This is a genomic window from Cupriavidus sp. FW306-1B-F12B (assembly GCF_058781795.1).
The window spans coordinates 256107-272712 of the sequence record NZ_JBYSXC010000002.1 but is presented as its reverse complement, the minus strand read 5'-3'; the positions used below and the strand labels follow the sequence as shown (position 1 = coordinate 272712).

The 16606-nt window shown below is 66.7% G+C and carries 16 protein-coding genes; 9 read left to right on the top strand and 7 right to left on the bottom strand.

Annotation, left to right across the window (positions count from 1 at the left end; genetic code table 11):
• Positions 1–94: 94 nt before the first annotated feature.
• The 4 genes from ileS to dut all read left to right on the top strand — a co-directional run bounded on the left by ileS (position 95) and on the right by dut (position 5482).
• Positions 95–2989, top strand: a complete 2895-nt coding sequence (ileS, locus tag AC3WLE_RS04565; RefSeq protein ID WP_492319656.1) for an isoleucine--tRNA ligase — start codon at positions 95–97, stop codon at positions 2987–2989.
• Entirely contained in the window at positions 2989–3516 is a 528-nt protein-coding gene (gene lspA, locus AC3WLE_RS04560; RefSeq protein ID WP_492319655.1) for a signal peptidase II, read from the top strand. The genes ileS and lspA overlap by 1 nt, the downstream gene beginning before the upstream one ends.
• A 191-nt stretch (positions 3517–3707) precedes the next feature.
• The gene (gene coaBC, locus AC3WLE_RS04555) at positions 3708–4910 is read left to right on the top strand and encodes a bifunctional phosphopantothenoylcysteine decarboxylase/phosphopantothenate--cysteine ligase CoaBC (RefSeq protein ID WP_492319654.1); all 1203 of its coding nucleotides are present in this window, start codon (positions 3708–3710) and stop codon (positions 4908–4910) included.
• A gap of 71 nt (positions 4911–4981) precedes the next feature.
• Positions 4982–5482 carry a dUTP diphosphatase gene (dut, locus tag AC3WLE_RS04550; RefSeq protein WP_011615967.1) on the top strand — a complete coding sequence of 167 codons (501 nt, stop codon included), beginning with the start codon at positions 4982–4984 and terminating at the stop codon, positions 5480–5482.
• Between the two features lie 54 nt (positions 5483–5536).
• On the opposite strand, the gene AC3WLE_RS04545 is transcribed toward dut, so the two are convergent.
• The 4 genes from AC3WLE_RS04545 to clpS all read right to left on the bottom strand — a co-directional run bounded on the left by AC3WLE_RS04545 (position 5537) and on the right by clpS (position 10229).
• Positions 5537–6385: a VOC family protein gene (locus AC3WLE_RS04545; protein WP_492319652.1), complete on the bottom strand. Its 849-nt coding sequence runs from the start codon at positions 6383–6385 to the stop codon at positions 5537–5539.
• A 42-nt stretch (positions 6386–6427) separates the two neighbouring features.
• Positions 6428–7435, bottom strand: a complete 1008-nt coding sequence (locus tag AC3WLE_RS04540) for a tripartite tricarboxylate transporter substrate binding protein (RefSeq protein WP_492319651.1) — start codon at positions 7433–7435, stop codon at positions 6428–6430.
• Positions 7436–7611: 176 nt separating this feature from the next.
• The gene (gene clpA / locus AC3WLE_RS04535; RefSeq protein ID WP_010814997.1) at positions 7612–9906 is read right to left on the bottom strand and encodes an ATP-dependent Clp protease ATP-binding subunit ClpA; all 2295 of its coding nucleotides are present in this window, start codon (positions 9904–9906) and stop codon (positions 7612–7614) included.
• On the bottom strand, positions 9903–10229 hold the full coding sequence (gene clpS, locus AC3WLE_RS04530; RefSeq protein WP_010814998.1) for an ATP-dependent Clp protease adapter ClpS: 327 nt from the start codon (positions 10227–10229) through the stop codon (positions 9903–9905). Before clpS ends, clpA begins: the two co-directional genes overlap by 4 nt.
• A 513-nt stretch (positions 10230–10742) precedes the next feature.
• Here clpS and AC3WLE_RS04525 point away from each other — a divergent pair.
• Positions 10743–10949: a cold-shock protein gene (locus tag AC3WLE_RS04525; RefSeq protein WP_010814999.1), complete on the top strand. Its 207-nt coding sequence runs from the start codon at positions 10743–10745 to the stop codon at positions 10947–10949.
• 211 nt (positions 10950–11160) lie between these two features.
• Here AC3WLE_RS04525 and AC3WLE_RS04520 read toward each other — a convergent pair whose 3' ends face one another.
• Positions 11161–11622 (bottom strand): VOC family protein, encoded by a 462-nt coding sequence (locus AC3WLE_RS04520; RefSeq protein WP_010815000.1) that lies wholly within the window; start codon positions 11620–11622, stop codon positions 11161–11163.
• Positions 11623–11770: 148 nt separating this feature from the next.
• Positions 11771–13021 carry an NADP-dependent isocitrate dehydrogenase gene (gene icd, locus AC3WLE_RS04515; protein ID WP_492319650.1) on the bottom strand — a complete coding sequence of 417 codons (1251 nt, stop codon included), beginning with the start codon at positions 13019–13021 and terminating at the stop codon, positions 11771–11773.
• Between the two features lie 273 nt (positions 13022–13294).
• Here icd and AC3WLE_RS04510 point away from each other — a divergent pair, with 273 nt between their 5' ends.
• The 3 genes from AC3WLE_RS04510 (at position 13295) to AC3WLE_RS04500 (ending at position 14912) form a co-directional block, all read left to right on the top strand.
• Positions 13295–13957: a pseudouridine synthase gene (locus tag AC3WLE_RS04510; protein ID WP_492319649.1), complete on the top strand. Its 663-nt coding sequence runs from the start codon at positions 13295–13297 to the stop codon at positions 13955–13957.
• Positions 13958–14062: 105 nt separating this feature from the next.
• Positions 14063–14266, top strand: a complete 204-nt coding sequence (locus tag AC3WLE_RS04505; protein ID WP_340524285.1) for a hypothetical protein — start codon at positions 14063–14065, stop codon at positions 14264–14266.
• A gap of 187 nt (positions 14267–14453) precedes the next feature.
• Positions 14454–14912, top strand: coding sequence for a DUF192 domain-containing protein (locus tag AC3WLE_RS04500; RefSeq protein WP_492319648.1), 459 nt, complete (start codon positions 14454–14456; stop codon positions 14910–14912).
• A gap of 52 nt (positions 14913–14964) precedes the next feature.
• Here AC3WLE_RS04500 and AC3WLE_RS04495 read toward each other — a convergent pair whose 3' ends face one another.
• Entirely contained in the window at positions 14965–15450 is a 486-nt protein-coding gene (locus tag AC3WLE_RS04495; RefSeq protein ID WP_018311553.1) for a YajQ family cyclic di-GMP-binding protein, read from the bottom strand.
• Between the two features lie 125 nt (positions 15451–15575).
• Between AC3WLE_RS04495 and murB the strand changes: the two genes are divergently transcribed.
• Positions 15576–16586 (top strand): UDP-N-acetylmuramate dehydrogenase, encoded by a 1011-nt coding sequence (murB, locus tag AC3WLE_RS04490; protein ID WP_492351198.1) that lies wholly within the window; start codon positions 15576–15578, stop codon positions 16584–16586.
• Positions 16587–16606: the final 20 nt, after the last annotated feature.

The following is a 16606-nucleotide window of genomic DNA, read 5'->3' as shown; positions in this document are numbered from 1 at the left end:
CGGGCCCGGCACGCACGCCGCCGCCCCAGTCTTTCCGCGCGCCCGCCGGCCTGCCGCCGCCCGCGCGCCAACCCGAATTGCCCTGAGAATCGAAATGTCTGACGACAAACGCGCCAAGCCCGAGAAAAGCAAGTATCCGGTCAACCTGCTCGACACGCCCTTCCCGATGCGTGGCGACCTGCCCAAGCGCGAGCCGCAGTGGGTCAAGCAGTGGCAGGACAAGCAGCTCTACAAGAAGATCCGCGCGGCACGCAAGGGCGCGAAGAAGTTCGTGCTGCATGACGGCCCGCCGTATGCCAACGGCGACATCCATATCGGCCACGCCGTCAACAAGGTGCTCAAGGACATGATCATCAAGGCGCGCGGCCTGACCGGGCTCGACGCCGTCTACGTGCCGGGCTGGGACTGCCACGGCATGCCGATCGAGATCCAGATCGAGAAGAAATTCGGCAAGGGCCTGCCGGTGCAGGAGGTCCAGGCCAAGGCGCGCGCCTACGCCACCGAGCAGATCAAGCGCCAGATGGTGGATTTCGAACGCCTGGGCGTGCTCGGCGACTGGGACCACCCCTACCTGACCATGAACTACAGCAACGAGGCGGATGAACTGCGCGCGCTCGGCAAGATCATGGAGAAGGGCTATGTGTTCCGGGGCCTGAAGCCGGTGAACTGGTGCTTCGACTGCGGCTCGGCGCTGGCCGAGGCCGAGGTCGAATACAAGGACAAGGTCGACCTGTCGATCGACGTGGGCTTCCCGTTCGCGCAAGCCGACAAGCTGGCGCACGCCTTCAAGGTGCCCTTCGAGCAGCTCGACGGCAAGCCCGGCTGGATCGTGATCTGGACCACCACGCCGTGGACCATCCCGAGCAACCAGGCGCTGAACGTGCACCCGGAAGTGGAATACGCGCTGGTCGAGACCCCGCGCGGCTACCTGATCCTGGCCACCGAGCGCGTCGAGGAGCAGCTCAAGGTCTACGGCCTGGAAGGCAAGGTCGTGGCCACCACCACCGGCGCGGCACTGTCGGAAATCCGCTTCCACCACCCGCTGGCCAAGATGGACGCGGGCTATGACCGCCTGTCGCCGGTCTACCTGGGCGACTACGTCACCACCGATACCGGCTCGGGCATCGTGCACTCGGCGCCGGCCTACGGCGTGGAAGACTTCCAGTCGTGCAAGGCGCACGGCATGGCCGATTCGGACATCATCAGCCCGGTGATGGGCAACGGCGTCTATGCCGGCACGCTGCCGCTCTTTGGCGGGCTGTCGATCTGGGACGCCAACCCGAAGATCGTCGAGGTGCTGCAGGCCTCGGGCAACCTGTTCAATTCGCACAAGTACACCCACAGCTACATGCATTGCTGGCGCCACAAGACGCCGATCATCTATCGCGCCACCTCGCAGTGGTTCGCGGGCATGGACGTGGACCCGGCCGACGAGAACGGCAAGACCGGCCCCACCCTGCGCGAGACCGCGCTGGCCGGCATCGACGCCACCGAGTTCTTCCCGGCCTGGGGCAAGCAGCGCCTGCACAACATGATCGCCAACCGGCCGGACTGGACGCTGTCGCGCCAGCGCCAGTGGGGCGTGCCGATGGCCTTCTTCCTGCACAAGGAAACCGGCGCGCTGCACCCGCGCACGCCGCAGCTGCTGGAAGAAGTGGCCAGGCGCGTGGAGCAGCACGGCATCGAGGCCTGGCAGACGCTGGACCCGGCCGAGCTGCTGGGCGACGAGGCCAGCCAGTACGAGAAGAACCGCGACACGCTGGACGTGTGGTTCGACTCCGGCACCACGCACTGGTCCGTGATCCGCGGCTCGCACCGCGACGACCTGTACGATCCGTCCGCCGATGAAGCCGATGGCCGCCTCGCCGACCTGTACCTGGAAGGCTCGGACCAGCACCGCGGCTGGTTCCACTCGTCGCTGCTGACCGCGTCGATGCTGTACGGCAAGCCGCCCTACAAGGCGCTGCTGACGCACGGCTTCACCGTCGACGGCGAAGGCCGCAAGATGTCCAAGTCGATCGGCAACACCGTGTCGCCGCAGGACATCTCGAACAAGATGGGCGCCGAGATCATCCGTTTGTGGGTGGCCTCGACCGACTACTCCGGCGAGCTGTCGATCTCGGACGAGATCCTCAAGCGCGTGGTGGAAGGCTACCGCCGCATCCGCAATACGCTGCGCTTCCTGCTGTCCAACCTGTCCGACTACGACCACGCCAGGCATGCCCTGCCGGCGTCGGAATGGCTGGAGATCGACCGCTACGCCGTGGCGCTGACCGCGCAGCTGCAAAAGGAAGTGCTGTCGCACTACGAGTCGTATGAATTCCACCCGGTGGTGTCCAAGCTGCAGACCTTCTGCTCCGAGGACCTGGGCGGCTTCTACCTCGATGTGCTGAAGGACCGCCTGTACACCACCGCGCCGGACTCCAAGGCCCGCCGCGCGGCGCAGAACGCGCTGTACCACATCACCCAGGCGATGCTGCACTGGATGGCGCCGTTCCTGTCGTTCACCGCCGAGGAAGCGTGGCAGATCTTCGCCCACGGCACCGAGCACACCGACACCATCTTCACCAGCACCTACTACGCGGTGCCGGAAGTCGACGACGGCGCCGACGACCTGCTGCAGAAGTGGCACACGCTGCGCGAAGTGCGCGCCGAAGTCACCAAGCAGCTCGAAGCGGTGCGCGTGGAAGGCGAGATCGGCTCGTCGCTGCAGGCCGAGCTGACCATCCAGGCCGGCGGCCCGGTGCTGGAAGCGCTGCAGAGCCTGGGCGACGACCTGCGCTTCGTGCTGCTGACCTCGTCGGCCAAGGTAACGCACGCGCCCGAGGCCGGCGACCTGCTGGTCACGGTGACCCCGTCGGCCCATGCCAAGTGCGAGCGCTGCTGGCACTACCGCGCCGATGTCGGCCACAACCCGGACCATCCGACCCTCTGCGGGCGCTGCGACAGCAACCTGTTCGGCGCCGGTGAACACAGGAGCCATGCCTGATGGCATCGACCACGTCCCGTTCCGCGCGCCCGGCACGCCGCAACAACAAGGCCGCCAGCACCACCCCGCTGCTGTGGATGGCCTTCGCACTGCTGGTGGTGGTGCTCGACCAGTTCTTCAAGATCGTCATCGTGCGCACCTTCACCTATGGTGAATCGCGCCCGGTGACCGGCTTCTTCAACCTGGTGCTGGTCTACAACAAGGGCGCGGCGTTCAGCTTCCTGGCCGATGCCGGCGGCTGGCAGCGCTGGTTCTTTACCGGGCTGGGCATCGTGGTGGGCGCGTTCATCGTGTGGCTGCTGTATCGCCACACCGGCCAGCGGCTGTTCTGCTTCGCGGTGTCGCTGATCCTGGGCGGCGCGGTCGGCAATGTGATCGACCGCGTGGCCTACGGGCACGTGGTCGATTTCCTGGACTTCTATGTGCGCAACTACCACTGGCCGGCCTTCAACGTGGCCGACTGCGCGATCACGGTCGGCGCGGTGCTGCTGATCGTGGACGAGCTGCGCAGGGTGCGGCGCCACTGAGCGCCCTGATTGTGTTCCCCTCTCCCCTCGCGGGGAGAGGCTAGGGTGAGGGGCGGTTCAGCAAGGCACCACGCCACCAGAACCGCCCGCCCTCACCCCCGGCCCCACTCCCGCCGTGCGGGAATGGGGAGCCAACCCTCAGCCGGCTTCCCCGGTATCATTTCCCTTTCTCCCCAGCCAGGTTCCCCACCATGGATTTGCGCGGCAAGCACATCGTTCTCGGCCTGACCGGCGGCATCGCCTGCTACAAGTCGGCCGAACTGGTCCGCCTGCTGACCAAGGCCGGCGCCACCGTGCAGGTGGCCATGACCGAGGCGGCGACGCATTTCATCACGCCGGTGACGATGCAGGCCCTGTCCGGCCGGCCGGTCTTCCTGTCGCAGTGGGATGCCCGCATCGACAACAACATGGCGCACATCGACCTGTCGCGCGAGGCCGATGCCATCGTCATCGCCCCGGCCTCGACCGATTTCATGGCGCGCCTGGCCAACGGGCTGTGCGACGACCTGCTCAGCACCCTGTGCATCGCGCGCGACTGCCCGCTGCTGGTGGCACCGGCGATGAACCGCCAGATGTGGGCCGCCCCCGCCACCCAGCGCAACGCCGCGCAACTGCGCGCCGACGGCGTGATGATCCTGGGCCCCGGCAGCGGCGACCAGGCCTGCGGCGAGGTCGGCGACGGCCGCATGCTGGAGCCCGAAGAACTGCTCGACGACATCATCGCCTTCTTCCAGCCCAAGCCGCTGCAAGGCAAGCGCGTGCTGATCACCGCCGGCCCGACCTTCGAGGCGATCGACCCGGTGCGCGGCATCACCAACCTGTCGTCCGGCAAGATGGGCTTCTCGATCGCACGCGCGGCGCGCGAGGCCGGCGCCGAGGTGCTGCTGGTGGCCGGCCCCACCGGCCTGCCCACCCCGCGTGGCGTGGTCCGCACCGACGTGCGCAGCGCGCAGCAGATGCATGACGCGGCGATCGCGCAGCTGCACGGCGTGGATGTCTTTGTCGCCGTGGCCGCGGTGGCGGACTGGCGCCCGGCTGAAGTCGCGCAGCAGAAGCTGAAGAAGGCCAACGATACCGACACCCCCACGCTGCAGTTCGTGCAGAACCCCGACATCCTGGCCACGGTCGCGGCGCGGGCCGACGCCCCCTACTGCGTCGGCTTTGCCGCCGAGAGCGAGAACCTGGAGCAGTACGGCGAGCAGAAACGCCAGCGCAAGGGCGTGCCGCTGCTGGTCGGCAATATCGGCCACCATACCTTCGGCCTGGACGACAACGAGATCGTGCTGTTCGACGCCGCCGGCATGACGCGGCTGCCGCGCGCCGACAAGCTGTCGCTGGCGCGCCAGCTGGTGGCGGCGATCGGCCAGCGCCTGCCCGGGCGCGCACGGCCCTGATGGCGGGCGCGCGTCCGGTATCATGCGCGGCTGCCACCTATTCCGTTGAACCGATTCCCCCCAGGATTCCCATGACCCAGCCACTGAACCCGACCGTCGAAATCAAGGTGCTCGATGCGCGCCTGAATGAATGGGGCCTGCCCGCCTACCAGAGCGAAATGGCCGCAGCCATCGACCTCCATGCCTGCGTCGACGCCCCGGTATCGATCGCGCCGGGCACGCCCGCGCAACTGGTGCCGGCCGGCATCGCCGTGCACATGGGCAACCCGTACATGGCCGCGACCATCGTGCCGCGCTCGGGCCTGGGCCACAAGAAGGGCCTGGTGCTGGGCAATTCGATCGGCGTGATCGATGCCGACTACCAGGGCCAGATCATGGTCAGCGTGTGGAACCGCAACGCGCCCGGCACCGAGCCGATCGTGATCCAGCCGGGCGAGCGCATCGCGCAGATGATGTTCGTGCCGGTGCTGCGGCCGGTGTTTTCGACGGTGGCAGAATTCAGCGAAGACAGCGAACGCGGCGCGGGCGGCTTTGGCTCGACCGGCGTGCATCACGCCAAGGCCAGCGCCTGACGCAGCCTCTGGCCGCACAAGACACTGGCGCCCCGCGGGGCGCCAGTTTGCATTTCAGCCCTGCTGCTCGAACAGCAGCGCCACGCCGCTGGCGGCATCCGCCAGCACCAGGGTCTCGCGCGGGCCCAGGTCGTGGGTCGGCACACCCTGTTCGCGCCAGCCGGCACGCGCGGCCGCCAGGTCATTGGTGCGCAGGCGGATCGCCGCGTAGCCCGGCCCCTCGCGCCGGATATGCGCGGTGCCGGTGGCCGAGGCCAGCGCCTGCGGCGTGCTGACCACCAGCGTGGCATCGTCCAGCGCCAGGCTGCAGACATGTTCGCTCAGCTGCGTCAGCTCGCCGCCGGTCAGCTCCGCGTAGGCGCGCGCGGCGGCGTCCACCAGCGCGGGCGCCACCACCAGGAACATGGTGGCGATGCTGTGCGCGCCGTTGGCATGGCGGGTCCATTCGGGCCGCCACAGCAGTTCGGGCGTACGGTGCTCGCAGACGAAGTAGCGCGCGCCCGGCGCATCGTCGAGCGCGGTCACGCGGAAGGTGGCCGGGTGCTCGCTGCCGTCATCCAGCCGCACCGGACGCGAGAACTCGATCGGGTCCGAGGTGTGCCAGCCCGCCGCACGCAGCCGTGCCGCGGTGGCAAAGGCGTCGGCGCTCTTGCACGACATCGCCGCGCAGCCGCCGCCATGCGCCTGCGCATCCCAGTAGTACTGGCGGTTGGGGCTGGGCGCGGTCACGTGCAGCAGCTCAAGGTAGTCCCGCCGCAGCATGATGCAGTGGTTCTGCGAGCCGAGCGTGTGGTAGCCGCGCGGCGTCAGCGTAAAGCCGAGCCGGCGCCAGGCCTGGGCCCCGGCATCGAGGTCTGGGCACACCACCACGGCGTGGTCGAACATTTCCGCTTGCGTTGCCATCGGCATCCTCTCGGTTTCACGGCGCACCGGCGCCGGACATCGTCATTCGAACTGGATATTGGCCTTGTGCGCCACGGCCTGCCATTTGTCATGCTCGCGGCGCACCAGGTTGCCGAGGTCGGCCGGGCTGCCGCCCACGATCTCGAAGCCCTGCGCGGCCAGCGCATCGACCACGCGCGGCTGGCGCAGCGATTCGACCAGCGCGTCGTGAATGCGCGTGACCGTGGATGCCGGCAGGCCGGCCGGGCCGAACACGCCGATCCAGGAGTAGGCCTCGAAGCCCTTGAGCCCCTGCTCGGCCACCGTCGGCACCTGGGGCAGCTGGCGCAGCCGGCTGGTGCCGGTCACGCCCAGCACCTTGATGGTGCGTGCGGCCACGTGCGCCTGCACCGCGGCATAGCTGCTGAAGAAAATATCGACCTCGTTCGACAGCACCGCCTGCACGGCCGGCCCGCCGCCCTTGTAGGGCACATGCAGCATACGCACGCCAGCTTCGGTCGCCAGCGCCTCGGCCGCCAGCTGGTTCAGGCTGCCGATGCCGGACGAGGCATAGCGCACGCCTTCGGGCCTGGCCTTGGCCAGCGCCACCAGCTCGCGCACATTGGCCACGGGCAGCGCGGGATTGGCGGCAATCACCAGCGGAAAGCGCACCAGCTGCGAGATTGGCGAGAAATCGCGGAAGGTGTCGTAGGGCAGCTGCTTGTAGGCGAAAGGGTTGATGGCGTGGGTGTCGAAGGCCATCAACAGGGTGGTGCCGTCCGGCTTCGCGCGCGCCACGGTGCTCGATGCGATCAGGCCGCCCGCGCCCGGCTTGTTGTCGACCACCACGGTCTGCCCCAGCGCCGCCTTCAGCCCGGGCTGCAGCTGCCGGGCCACGATGTCGACGCTCCCGCCTGGCGGGAACGGCAGCACCAGCGCGATCGGGCGGTTGCCCGCCAGCGGTTCGGCGCCGGTGGCGGCAGCGGCGTGGAGCATCGGGACGGGCATGGCGCCCAGCGGCAGGATCTTGAGCAGCAGGCGGCGGCGCCGCGTGCGTTCGGCAGAGGACATCAGGGTTTTCAGGCTGGATTCCTGGCCGGTTGCGCGGCCAGCTGCGGCCGCAAACCCGTGCCCCGACGGGCATGGCCGGCGACCGCCGGGACAAAAAGAAAAGGGGCGGCATGACTGCCGCCCCCGTATTTTGCCCGATGACCGGCCACGTTGCTGGCAACGCGGCCGATAACCGCTCAGGCTTCTGCGCGCTGTTCCTCGGGCGCCTCGGGCGGTTCCGGCTCGATCTCGGAGAAATCGAGCTTGATCTGGTCCTGCTCGTCCAGGTCCACCACCACCTTGCCGCCCGAAACCAGCCTGCCGAACAGCAGTTCGTCGGCCAGGGCCTTGCGGATCATGTCCTGGATCAGGCGCTGCATCGGGCGCGCGCCCATCAGCGGATCGAACCCCTTGTGCGCCAGGAACTTGCGCAGCTTCTCGGTAAAGCTGGCTTCCACCTTCTTCTCGTGCAGCTGCTCTTCCAGCTGCATCAGGAACTTGTCGACCACGCGCAGGATGATTTCCTCGTCCAGCGAGCGGAAGCTGATCATGGCATCCAGCCGGTTGCGGAACTCCGGCGTGAACATGCGCTTGATGTCAGCCATCTCGTCGCCCTGCTCGCGCGAACTGGTGAAGCCGATGGTGGCGCGGTTCATGGTCTCCGCCCCCGCGTTGGTGGTCATGATGATGATCACGTTGCGGAAGTCGGCGCGCCGGCCGTTGTTGTCGGTCAGCGAACCATGGTCCATCACCTGCAGCAGGATATTGAAGATATCCGGATGCGCCTTCTCGATTTCATCCAGCAGCAGCACGCAGTGCGGCTTCTTGGTGACGGCCTCGGTCAGCAGGCCGCCCTGGTCAAAGCCGACGTATCCCGGCGGCGCGCCGATCAGGCGGCTCACCGCGTGGCGTTCCATGTACTCGGACATGTCGAAGCGCAGCAGCTCGATGCCCATGATGAAGGCGAGTTGCTTGGCGACCTCGGTCTTGCCCACGCCCGTGGGGCCGGAGAACAGGAACGAGCCAATCGGCTTGTCGGTCTTGCCCAGGCCGGCGCGCGACATCTTGATCGCCGAGGCCAGTGCCTCGATCGCCGGATCCTGGCCGAACACCACCGACTTCAGGTCGCGGTCCAGGGTCTGCAGCTTGCTGCGGTCGTCCTGGTTCACGCTCTGCGGCGGGATGCGCGCGATGCGCGAGACGATGTCCTCGATCTCGCCCTTGCCGATGGTCTTCTTCTGCTTGGACTTCGGCAGGATGCGCTGCGCCGCGCCGGCTTCGTCGATCACGTCGATCGCCTTGTCGGGCAGGTGGCGGTCAGTAATGAAGCGGGCCGACAGCTCCGCCGCCGCGGTCAGTGCCGAGGCCGCGTACTTGACGCCGTGGTGCTCCTCGAAGCGCGACTTCAGGCCGCGCAGGATCTGCACGGTCTGGTCGACCGAAGGCTCGACCACGTCGATCTTCTGGAAGCGCCGCGACAGCGCCGCGTCCTTCTCGAAGATGCCGCGATATTCCGTGAAGGTGGTCGCGCCGATGCACTTGAGCTGGCCCGACGACAGCGCCGGCTTGAGCAGGTTGCTGGCGTCCAGCGTCCCGCCCGAGGCAGCGCCCGCGCCGATCAGCGTGTGGATCTCGTCGATGAACAGGATCGCGTTCGGATTGTCCTTGAGCGACTTCAGCACGCCCTTCAGGCGCTGCTCGAAGTCGCCGCGGTACTTGGTGCCGGCCAGCAGCGCGCCCATGTCGAGCGAGTAGACGGTCGCCTTTTCCAGGATGTCCGGCACCTCGTTCTTGGTGATGCGCCAGGCCAGGCCCTCGGCGATCGCGGTCTTGCCGACGCCGGCCTCGCCCACCAGCAGCGGGTTGTTCTTGCGCCGGCGGCACAGCACCTGGACCACCCGCTCGACTTCGCTCTCGCGGCCGATCAGCGGGTCGATCTTGCCGGCCTTGGCCAGCGTGTTCAGGTTCTGGGTGTATTGCTCGAGCGGGCTTTCCTTGCCGTCGCCGCCCTCGCCTTCGCCGGCGGCATCGCCATGCTTGGCGGGCTCGGACTGGTCCTTGCGGATGCCGTGGCTGATGAAATTGACCACGTCCAGCCGCGTCACGCCCTGCTGCTGCAGGTAATAGACGGCGTGCGAATCCTTCTCGCCGAAAATCGCGACCAGCACGTTGGCACCCGTCACTTCCTTCTTGCCGTTGGAAGTGGACTGGACGTGCATGATCGCGCGCTGGATCACGCGCTGGAAACCGAGCGTGGGCTGGGTATCGACCTCGTCGGTACCCGGCACTACCGGCGTGTTATCCGCGATGAAGTTCTTAAGGCTGGTGCGCAGGTCTTCTATATTGGCCGCGCAGGCGCGCAAGACTTCCGCTGCCGTGGGATTGTCGAGCAATGCCAGCAGCAGGTGCTCCACGGTAATGAACTCGTGGCGTGCCTGCCTGGCTTCGACAAACGCCATATGCAGGCTCACTTCCAATTCTTGCGCAATCATGCTTCCTCCATCACGCACTGCAGGGGATGCCCCGCCTGCCGCGCGTGCGTTGACACCAGCTCGACCTTGGTCGCTGCAATATCCCTGGTGTAGATACCGCAGACGCCCTTTCCTTCCCGGTGCACGGTGAGCATGATCTGCGTCGCCGTTTCCCGGTCCCTGCTGAAATACTGCTGCAGGATCATCACTACAAACTCCATCGGAGTGTAGTCGTCATTAAGCAGCACCACCTTGAACATGGCGGGCGGTTTAAGCGCCTGCTCTTTCCGCTCCAGGATGGTGCCTGCTTCGCGTTGTGGGACATTCGCAAGCCGTGTAGCCATGGCTTTATTCTAACCCTTACTCGCAACTCTGCAATTTGGGGAAAAGGCGCCGGATTCAAGAGCCGGGCCACCTGTTTCCGGTGGTGGAAGGACGCGGGATTTCACGCGGGAGGCATTGCAAGGCACGTGGCCGGCGCGGGCGGGACAGCAAGCACGGCGGCCCTGGCGCATGCCGCCAAGGTACCACCAGGTGCCGTCCCATTCCCGCCACACCCTGCTGGCAGTGGGGAATCCGCCAACTTGACAGTATCCTGCTTTGCCAGAAGAATCGTTCGCACACCTGTCGACGGCCAACGAGCCAAAGCAACAGCCGAGGCAGGTGATCCGTGAGCAGGGAGGCCACGGCCGCCGCGGCGGCGAGTCAGCATCGAGACTGGCCGCCACGCGATTGCACCTCGCCGCGCGTCATCGCCGGCCGCACCTCAGGACGCGGCAGGTCATGGCGCCGCAGTCCGTGCCGTCTGGCTGGCAAGGCTTCCCCGCTTTGAAATCTGCTATTTCGTGGGGGAGTATATGGCAAGCGGTATCGTCAAATGGTTCAATGACGCCAAGGGCTTCGGGTTCATCAAGCCGGACGAGGGCGAAGAAGAACTGTTTGCGCACTTTTCGGCTATCCAGATGTCCGGCTTCAAGACGCTGAAGGAAGGTCAACGCGTCTCGTTCGAGGTGGTCCAGGGCCCCAAGGGCAAGCAAGCCACCAATATCCAGGACGCCAGCTAAAGCGCGCCGCGACCGCATCCCGGCCGCAGAGCCGCGGAGCGGTCAACCAGGATGTGGGGGGAGCTCCCCCGGGACGGGATCGATGCCGGCGCCCCGCGTTGCCGACACGGCGGCGCGGCGGGTGCCGGCTCGGATCAGCTGCACGCTCCACATCCGACCGAAAGCCCGGCCTTGCGCCGGGCTTTCTGCTTGGGCCCCGGGGTCCGGGCCATCAGGCCCAGCCGTCGATCTTGAGCCCGCTGGCCTGCTCGGCTTCTTCCCTGGTGACCTTGCGCACAGTCTGGCCGAAGGTCCAGACATGGCCCTCCGCGTCCCGGGCCGTATAGGTCCGGTCGCCGTAGAACTCGTCCTGCGGCTCGCGCAGGATCACGGCCCCGGCGGCGCGGGCGCGCTCGCAATGCTGGTCCAGCCCTTCCTGCAGGTGCACGTGCAGGGTCTGGGTATTCTTGCCCCCGATCGAGGCCGGGCTGGCGGTAAAGTCTGCCCACTCGCTGCCCACCATCAGGTAGCTGTCGCCGAAACGCATTTCAGAATGCACCAGCTGGTCCTGCTGGTCACGGATCACCATGACCCGCTCAAAGCCGAAGGCGCGCTCCAGCCAGTCCAGGGCCGCCAGCGGGTCCTTGTAGAAGAGGGCCGCACCGAACGCGGTGCGGCGGAAGGGATCGTCCATGCCTGTCTCCTCGGGCCGCCAGGCCCGTCAGTCCAACCCCTGACGTTCTAGGCAACACTGGCGCCCGGGGCAAGAAAAAACCCCGGCGCCGACCAGACGGCACCGGGGTTTTCCTTGGCAGGTCGCCCGCCGCAGCGGGAGTCCGTGCTTACATATTGTCGATCATCACCTGGCCAAAGCCCGAGCACGACACCTGCGTCGCGCCTTCCAGCAGGCGGGCGAAGTCATACGTCACCTTCTTGGACAGGATCGACTTCTCCATCGACGAGATGATCAGGTCCGCGGCTTCGGTCCAGCCCATGTGACGCAGCATCATTTCGGCCGACAGGATTTCGGAGCCCGGGTTGACGTAGTCCTTGCCGGCGTACTTCGGCGCGGTGCCATGGGTGGCCTCGAACATGGCGACCGAGTCAGACATGTTGGCACCCGGGGCGATGCCGATGCCGCCGACCTGCGCGGCCAGCGCGTCGGAGACATAGTCGCCGTTCAGGTTCAGCGTGGCGATCACCGAGTATTCGGCCGGACGCAGCAGGATCTGCTGCAGGAAGGCGTCGGCAATGGCGTCCTTGACCACGATGTCCTTGCCGGTCTTCGGGTTCTTGAACTTGCACCACGGGCCGCCGTCGACCAGCTCGGCGCCGAATTCCTTTTGCGCCAGTTCGTAGCCCCAGTCACGGAAGCCACCTTCGGTGAACTTCATGATGTTGCCCTTGTGCACCAGCGTCACCGACGGCTTGTCGTTGTCGATGGCGTACTGGATCGCCTTGCGCACCAGGCGCTCGGTGCCCTCGCGCGAGACCGGCTTGATGCCGATGCCCGAGGTCGCCGGGAAGCGGATCTTCTTGACGCCCATCTCGTCCTGCAGGAACTTAATGAGCTTCTTCGCCTGCTCGCTCTCGGCCGCCCATTCGATGCCGGCGTAGATGTCCTCCGAGTTCTCGCGGAAGATCACCATGTCGGTCTTTTCCGGTTCACGCACCGGCGAGGGCACGCCCTTAAAGTAGCGCACCGGGCGCAGGCAGACGTACAGGTCCAGCTGCTGGCGCAGCGCCACGTTCAGCGAGCGGATGCCGCCGCCCACCGGCGTGGTCAGCGGGCCCTTGATCGAGACCACATAGTCCTTGAGCACCTCCAGGGTTTCGTCCGGCAGCCACACGTCCGGGCCGTAGACCTTGGTCGACTTCTCGCCGGCGTAGATCTCCATCCAGGCGATCTTGCGCTTGCCGCCATAGGCCTTGGCCACGGCCGCATCGACCACCTTGATCATCACCGGGGTGATATCGAGGCCCGTACCGTCGCCTTCGATGTAAGGAATGATCGGATTGTCCGGGACATTCAGCGAAAAGTCCTGGTTGACCGTGATCTTTTCGCCGGCCGGAACCTTGATATGTTGGTACATGACGTCTCCAGTACGGAACGGTTGTGACTGCCGCCGGTTCGTGGCCGGTCGGCGAGATTCGGGGAGATGGCGCTGTGGCATTGTAGCGGGCCTTACCGCGCGCCCGTGCTGCATTGCATCACCCTTGCGCCACCCTGGGCTGCCTTCAGTCTTATATAAGACACAAGACTAATTTCGTATTATGCAGCAATTTTTCATCATCCGCCAATCGGGCCGGACCCCAGATCCTTCGATCTCCCGGCCCGGCGCGCCGCTGGGGCATACTTGCGCCCCATGACCCTGATTGCCCTGAACAAGCCGTTTGGCACCATGAGCCAGTTCTCGGAACACCCGACGCGCCCGACGCTGGCCGCGTGCGTGAGCGTGCCCGGCGTCTACCCGGCCGGGCGGCTCGATGCCGACAGCGAGGGCCTGCTGCTGCTGACCGACGACGGCGCGCTGCAGGCCCGCATCGCCGACCCGCGCCACAAGCTGGAGAAGACCTACCTGGCACAGGTCGAAGGCATTCCGGATGCCGCCGCGCTGGCCCGGCTGCGCGCCGGGGTAGACCTGGGCGACTTCGTCACGCAGCCGGCCAGGGTACGCGCGATCGAGGCACCAGACTGGCTGTGGCCGCGCCAGCCGCCGGTGCGCTTTCGCGCGGCGATCCCGACCGCGTGGCTGGAGCTGAAGATCCGCGAGGGCAAGAACCGGCAGGTGCGCCGCATGACCGCCGCGGTCGGCTTTCCCACATTGCGGCTGGTGCGCGTCGGGATCGGCCCGCTCGACCTGCGGGCGCTCGGCCTCGCGCCCGGGGCCTGCTGCGAGGTGTTGCCCGCGCAACTGGGACTGGCACCGGCAGCACCGCACATGCGCCAGGAGCCGGCACCGCGATCCCATGTCTCGAAGACCAGACAGGCGAACGACACCAAGCGGCGTTCTCGTTACAAAAACTAACAAGTCGCGGGTCAACGCTGGCGACCGCGGCCTCGTTCTTGTCGGGGACACGTCCTATCACGCGTCAATCTTTCCGACTGTTCTCATCCTTCGAGGTAATACGTCATGAAAAAACTGATCGCTGCTCTGGTTGTTGGCCTGTTCGCCACCGGCGCCTTCGCCCAGGCTTCGGCACCTGCTGCCGCCGACGCTGCAGCGCCCGCGGCCACCAAGGAAGCCCCGAAGACCACGACCAAGAAGAAGACCACCCACAAGAAGCACAGCAAGAAGAAGGCTGCCCCCGCCGCTTCGGCCCCGGCTGCCCAGTAATCGCTGGCGCCCCTCCCTGCCCCGTGCGCTCGCGAGGCAGGAAAGAGAAGGCAGGCTGCCGCCAGGCGCCTGCCTTTTTTGTTGCCGCGATTGCTCGTGATGCGCGACGTACCGCCCGCCGCACATCGGCACGGCGCGCGTGCGCTATGCTTGCGGCTGCTGCCCGCGCCATTTCAGACTGAACACCATGCCCTTCCTGTCCAACACGCTGTTGTCACGATGCTCCTCGATTGCCGGCCTGCTCGCGCTGAGCGCCGGGATCGCGCACGCGCAGGCCGCGCTGCCGGTGGTGCCGCTCACCGCGGGCATGTTTGCGATCCAGGCCGAGGTTGCCGCCACGCCGGCAGCGCGCGAACAGGGGCTGATGTACCGCACGACCATGGCCCCCAACGCCGGCATGCTGTTCGTGTTCGAGCAGAAGGCGGGCCACTGCTTCTGGATGCGCAACACCGAGCTGCCGCTGTCGATCGCCTTCCTGGCCGATGACGGCACCATCGTCAATATCGAGGACATGGCGCCGCGCACGGAGAGCAACCATTGCCCGAAGGCGGCGATCCGCTATGCGCTGGAAATGAACAAGGGATGGTTCGCGCAGAAAGGCATCAAGGCCGGCGCGAAAATCGGCGGACTGCCGCAGCCTCGCTGAGTGCGGCAGCGCCAGGCGGCGCCGGCAGGAGCGCCGGCGCGGAGGGCAAGAATCAGTCGCGGAAGTTGTTGAAGTCCAGCGGCGCCTCGGACACGTCCTTGCGCAGCATCGCCATCACGCTTTGCAGGTCGTCGCGCTTGGCGCCCGACACGCGCACCGCATCGCCCTGGATGCTGGCCTGCACCTTGATCTTGCTGTCCTTGATGATGCGCACGATCTTCTTGGACAGGTCGCCGGTCACGCCCTTCTTGATCGTGATCACCTGCTTGACCTTGTCGCCGCTGATCTTGTCGATCTTGCCGTAGTCCAGGAAGCGCACGTCCACGTTGCGCTTGGCCATCTTGTTGATCAGCACATCCTTGACCTGGCTCAGCTTGAAATCATCGTCGGCAAAGGCAGTCAGTTCATTTTCCTTGTGCTCGACCCGGGCGTCCGAACCCTTGAAATCGAAGCGCGTCGAGATTTCCTTGTTGGCCTGCTCGACGGCGTTCTTCACCTCGACCATGTTCGCTTCGCACACTACATCAAACGACGGCATTGCATTCTCCTTGTGATCCGTATGCCCGGAAGCCGGCCGCGCACGGCGCCTTCCGTATAATCCAGCCTACCTCGCAGTTCCGGGTCGCTTGCCCTCCAGCGGCGGCCGCGTCACCTTTCCCTTGCATGGCAGATTTCCACGAATTCTATCCCCTGCGTCGCCACAATACATTCGGATTCGACGCGCGCGCGCGCTTTGCGGTGCATGTGCGCAGCGAAGGCGACCTGACCGCGGCCCTGGCCGACCCGCGTGCCGACGGCCTGCCGCTGGTGGTCCTGGGCGGCGGCAGCAATGTGGTGCTGACCGGCGACCTGGACGCGCTGGTGCTGCTGATGGAAATCCCCGGCTACCACCCGGAGGAGACTGGCGATGCCTGGCTGGTCACCGCCGGCGCCGGCGAGAACTGGAACGCGCTGGTCAACCGCACCATCGCCGACGGCATGCCCGGCCTGGAAAACCTGGCGCTGATCCCCGGTACCGCGGGCGCCGCGCCGATCCAGAACATCGGCGCCTACGGGGTGGAACTGCGCGAGCGCTTCGAAGGCGTGCGCGCCTATGACCGCCACACCGGCGCATTCGTGTGGCTGGACCTGCGGGCCTGCGGCTTCGGCTACCGCGACAGCCTGTTCAAGCGCGCCGGCGCCAGCCGCTACATCATCACGGCGGTGACGCTGAGCCTGCCCAAGGCGTGGCAACCGGTGCTGTCGTACGGGGAGCTGGCGCGCGAACTCGATGGCCGGGCCGCGCCCGATGCGGGCACGATTCGCGACACCGTGGTCGCGATCCGTTCGCGCAAGCTGCCCGACCCGGCGCAGCTGGGCAATGCGGGCAGCTTCTTCAAGAATCCGCTGGTCAGCGCCGCGCAGCGCGACGCGCTGCTGCAGGCCAACCCGGACCTGGTCAGCTATGCGCAGCCGGACGGCTCGTACAAGCTGGCCGCCGGCTGGCTGATCGACCGCTGCGGCTTCAAGGGCGTAACCGATGGGCCGGTGGGCGTCTACGGCAAGCAGGCGCTGGTGCTGGTGCACCACGGCGGCGGCACCGGCGCGATGCTGCTGGCACTGGCCAACCGTATCGCCGATGCGGTGCAGGCGCGCTTTGGCGTGCGCATCGAACCGGAGCCGGTAGTGCTGTAAAGCAGGCGGGCCAGGACCGG

What these genes read in the sequence shown, in the direction of transcription:
- ileS (WP_492319656.1), top strand. Translation starts at nt 95, where the DNA reads ATGTCTGACGACAAACGCGCCAAGCCCGAGAAAAGCAAGTATCCGGTC.
- lspA (WP_492319655.1), top strand. Translation starts at nt 2,989, where the DNA reads ATGGCATCGACCACGTCCCGTTCCGCGCGCCCGGCACGCCGCAACAAC.
- coaBC (WP_492319654.1), top strand. Translation starts at nt 3,708, where the DNA reads ATGGATTTGCGCGGCAAGCACATCGTTCTCGGCCTGACCGGCGGCATC.
- dut (WP_011615967.1), top strand. Translation starts at nt 4,982, where the DNA reads ATGACCCAGCCACTGAACCCGACCGTCGAAATCAAGGTGCTCGATGCG.
- AC3WLE_RS04545 (WP_492319652.1), bottom strand. Translation starts at nt 6,385, where the DNA reads ATGGCAACGCAAGCGGAAATGTTCGACCACGCCGTGGTGGTGTGCCCA.
- AC3WLE_RS04540 (WP_492319651.1), bottom strand. Translation starts at nt 7,435, where the DNA reads ATGTCCTCTGCCGAACGCACGCGGCGCCGCCGCCTGCTGCTCAAGATC.
- clpA (WP_010814997.1), bottom strand. Translation starts at nt 9,906, where the DNA reads ATGATTGCGCAAGAATTGGAAGTGAGCCTGCATATGGCGTTTGTCGAA.
- clpS (WP_010814998.1), bottom strand. Translation starts at nt 10,229, where the DNA reads ATGGCTACACGGCTTGCGAATGTCCCACAACGCGAAGCAGGCACCATC.
- AC3WLE_RS04525 (WP_010814999.1), top strand. Translation starts at nt 10,743, where the DNA reads ATGGCAAGCGGTATCGTCAAATGGTTCAATGACGCCAAGGGCTTCGGG.
- AC3WLE_RS04520 (WP_010815000.1), bottom strand. Translation starts at nt 11,622, where the DNA reads ATGGACGATCCCTTCCGCCGCACCGCGTTCGGTGCGGCCCTCTTCTAC.
- icd (WP_492319650.1), bottom strand. Translation starts at nt 13,021, where the DNA reads ATGTACCAACATATCAAGGTTCCGGCCGGCGAAAAGATCACGGTCAAC.
- AC3WLE_RS04510 (WP_492319649.1), top strand. Translation starts at nt 13,295, where the DNA reads ATGACCCTGATTGCCCTGAACAAGCCGTTTGGCACCATGAGCCAGTTC.
- AC3WLE_RS04505 (WP_340524285.1), top strand. Translation starts at nt 14,063, where the DNA reads ATGAAAAAACTGATCGCTGCTCTGGTTGTTGGCCTGTTCGCCACCGGC.
- AC3WLE_RS04500 (WP_492319648.1), top strand. Translation starts at nt 14,454, where the DNA reads ATGCCCTTCCTGTCCAACACGCTGTTGTCACGATGCTCCTCGATTGCC.
- AC3WLE_RS04495 (WP_018311553.1), bottom strand. Translation starts at nt 15,450, where the DNA reads ATGCCGTCGTTTGATGTAGTGTGCGAAGCGAACATGGTCGAGGTGAAG.
- murB (WP_492351198.1), top strand. Translation starts at nt 15,576, where the DNA reads ATGGCAGATTTCCACGAATTCTATCCCCTGCGTCGCCACAATACATTC.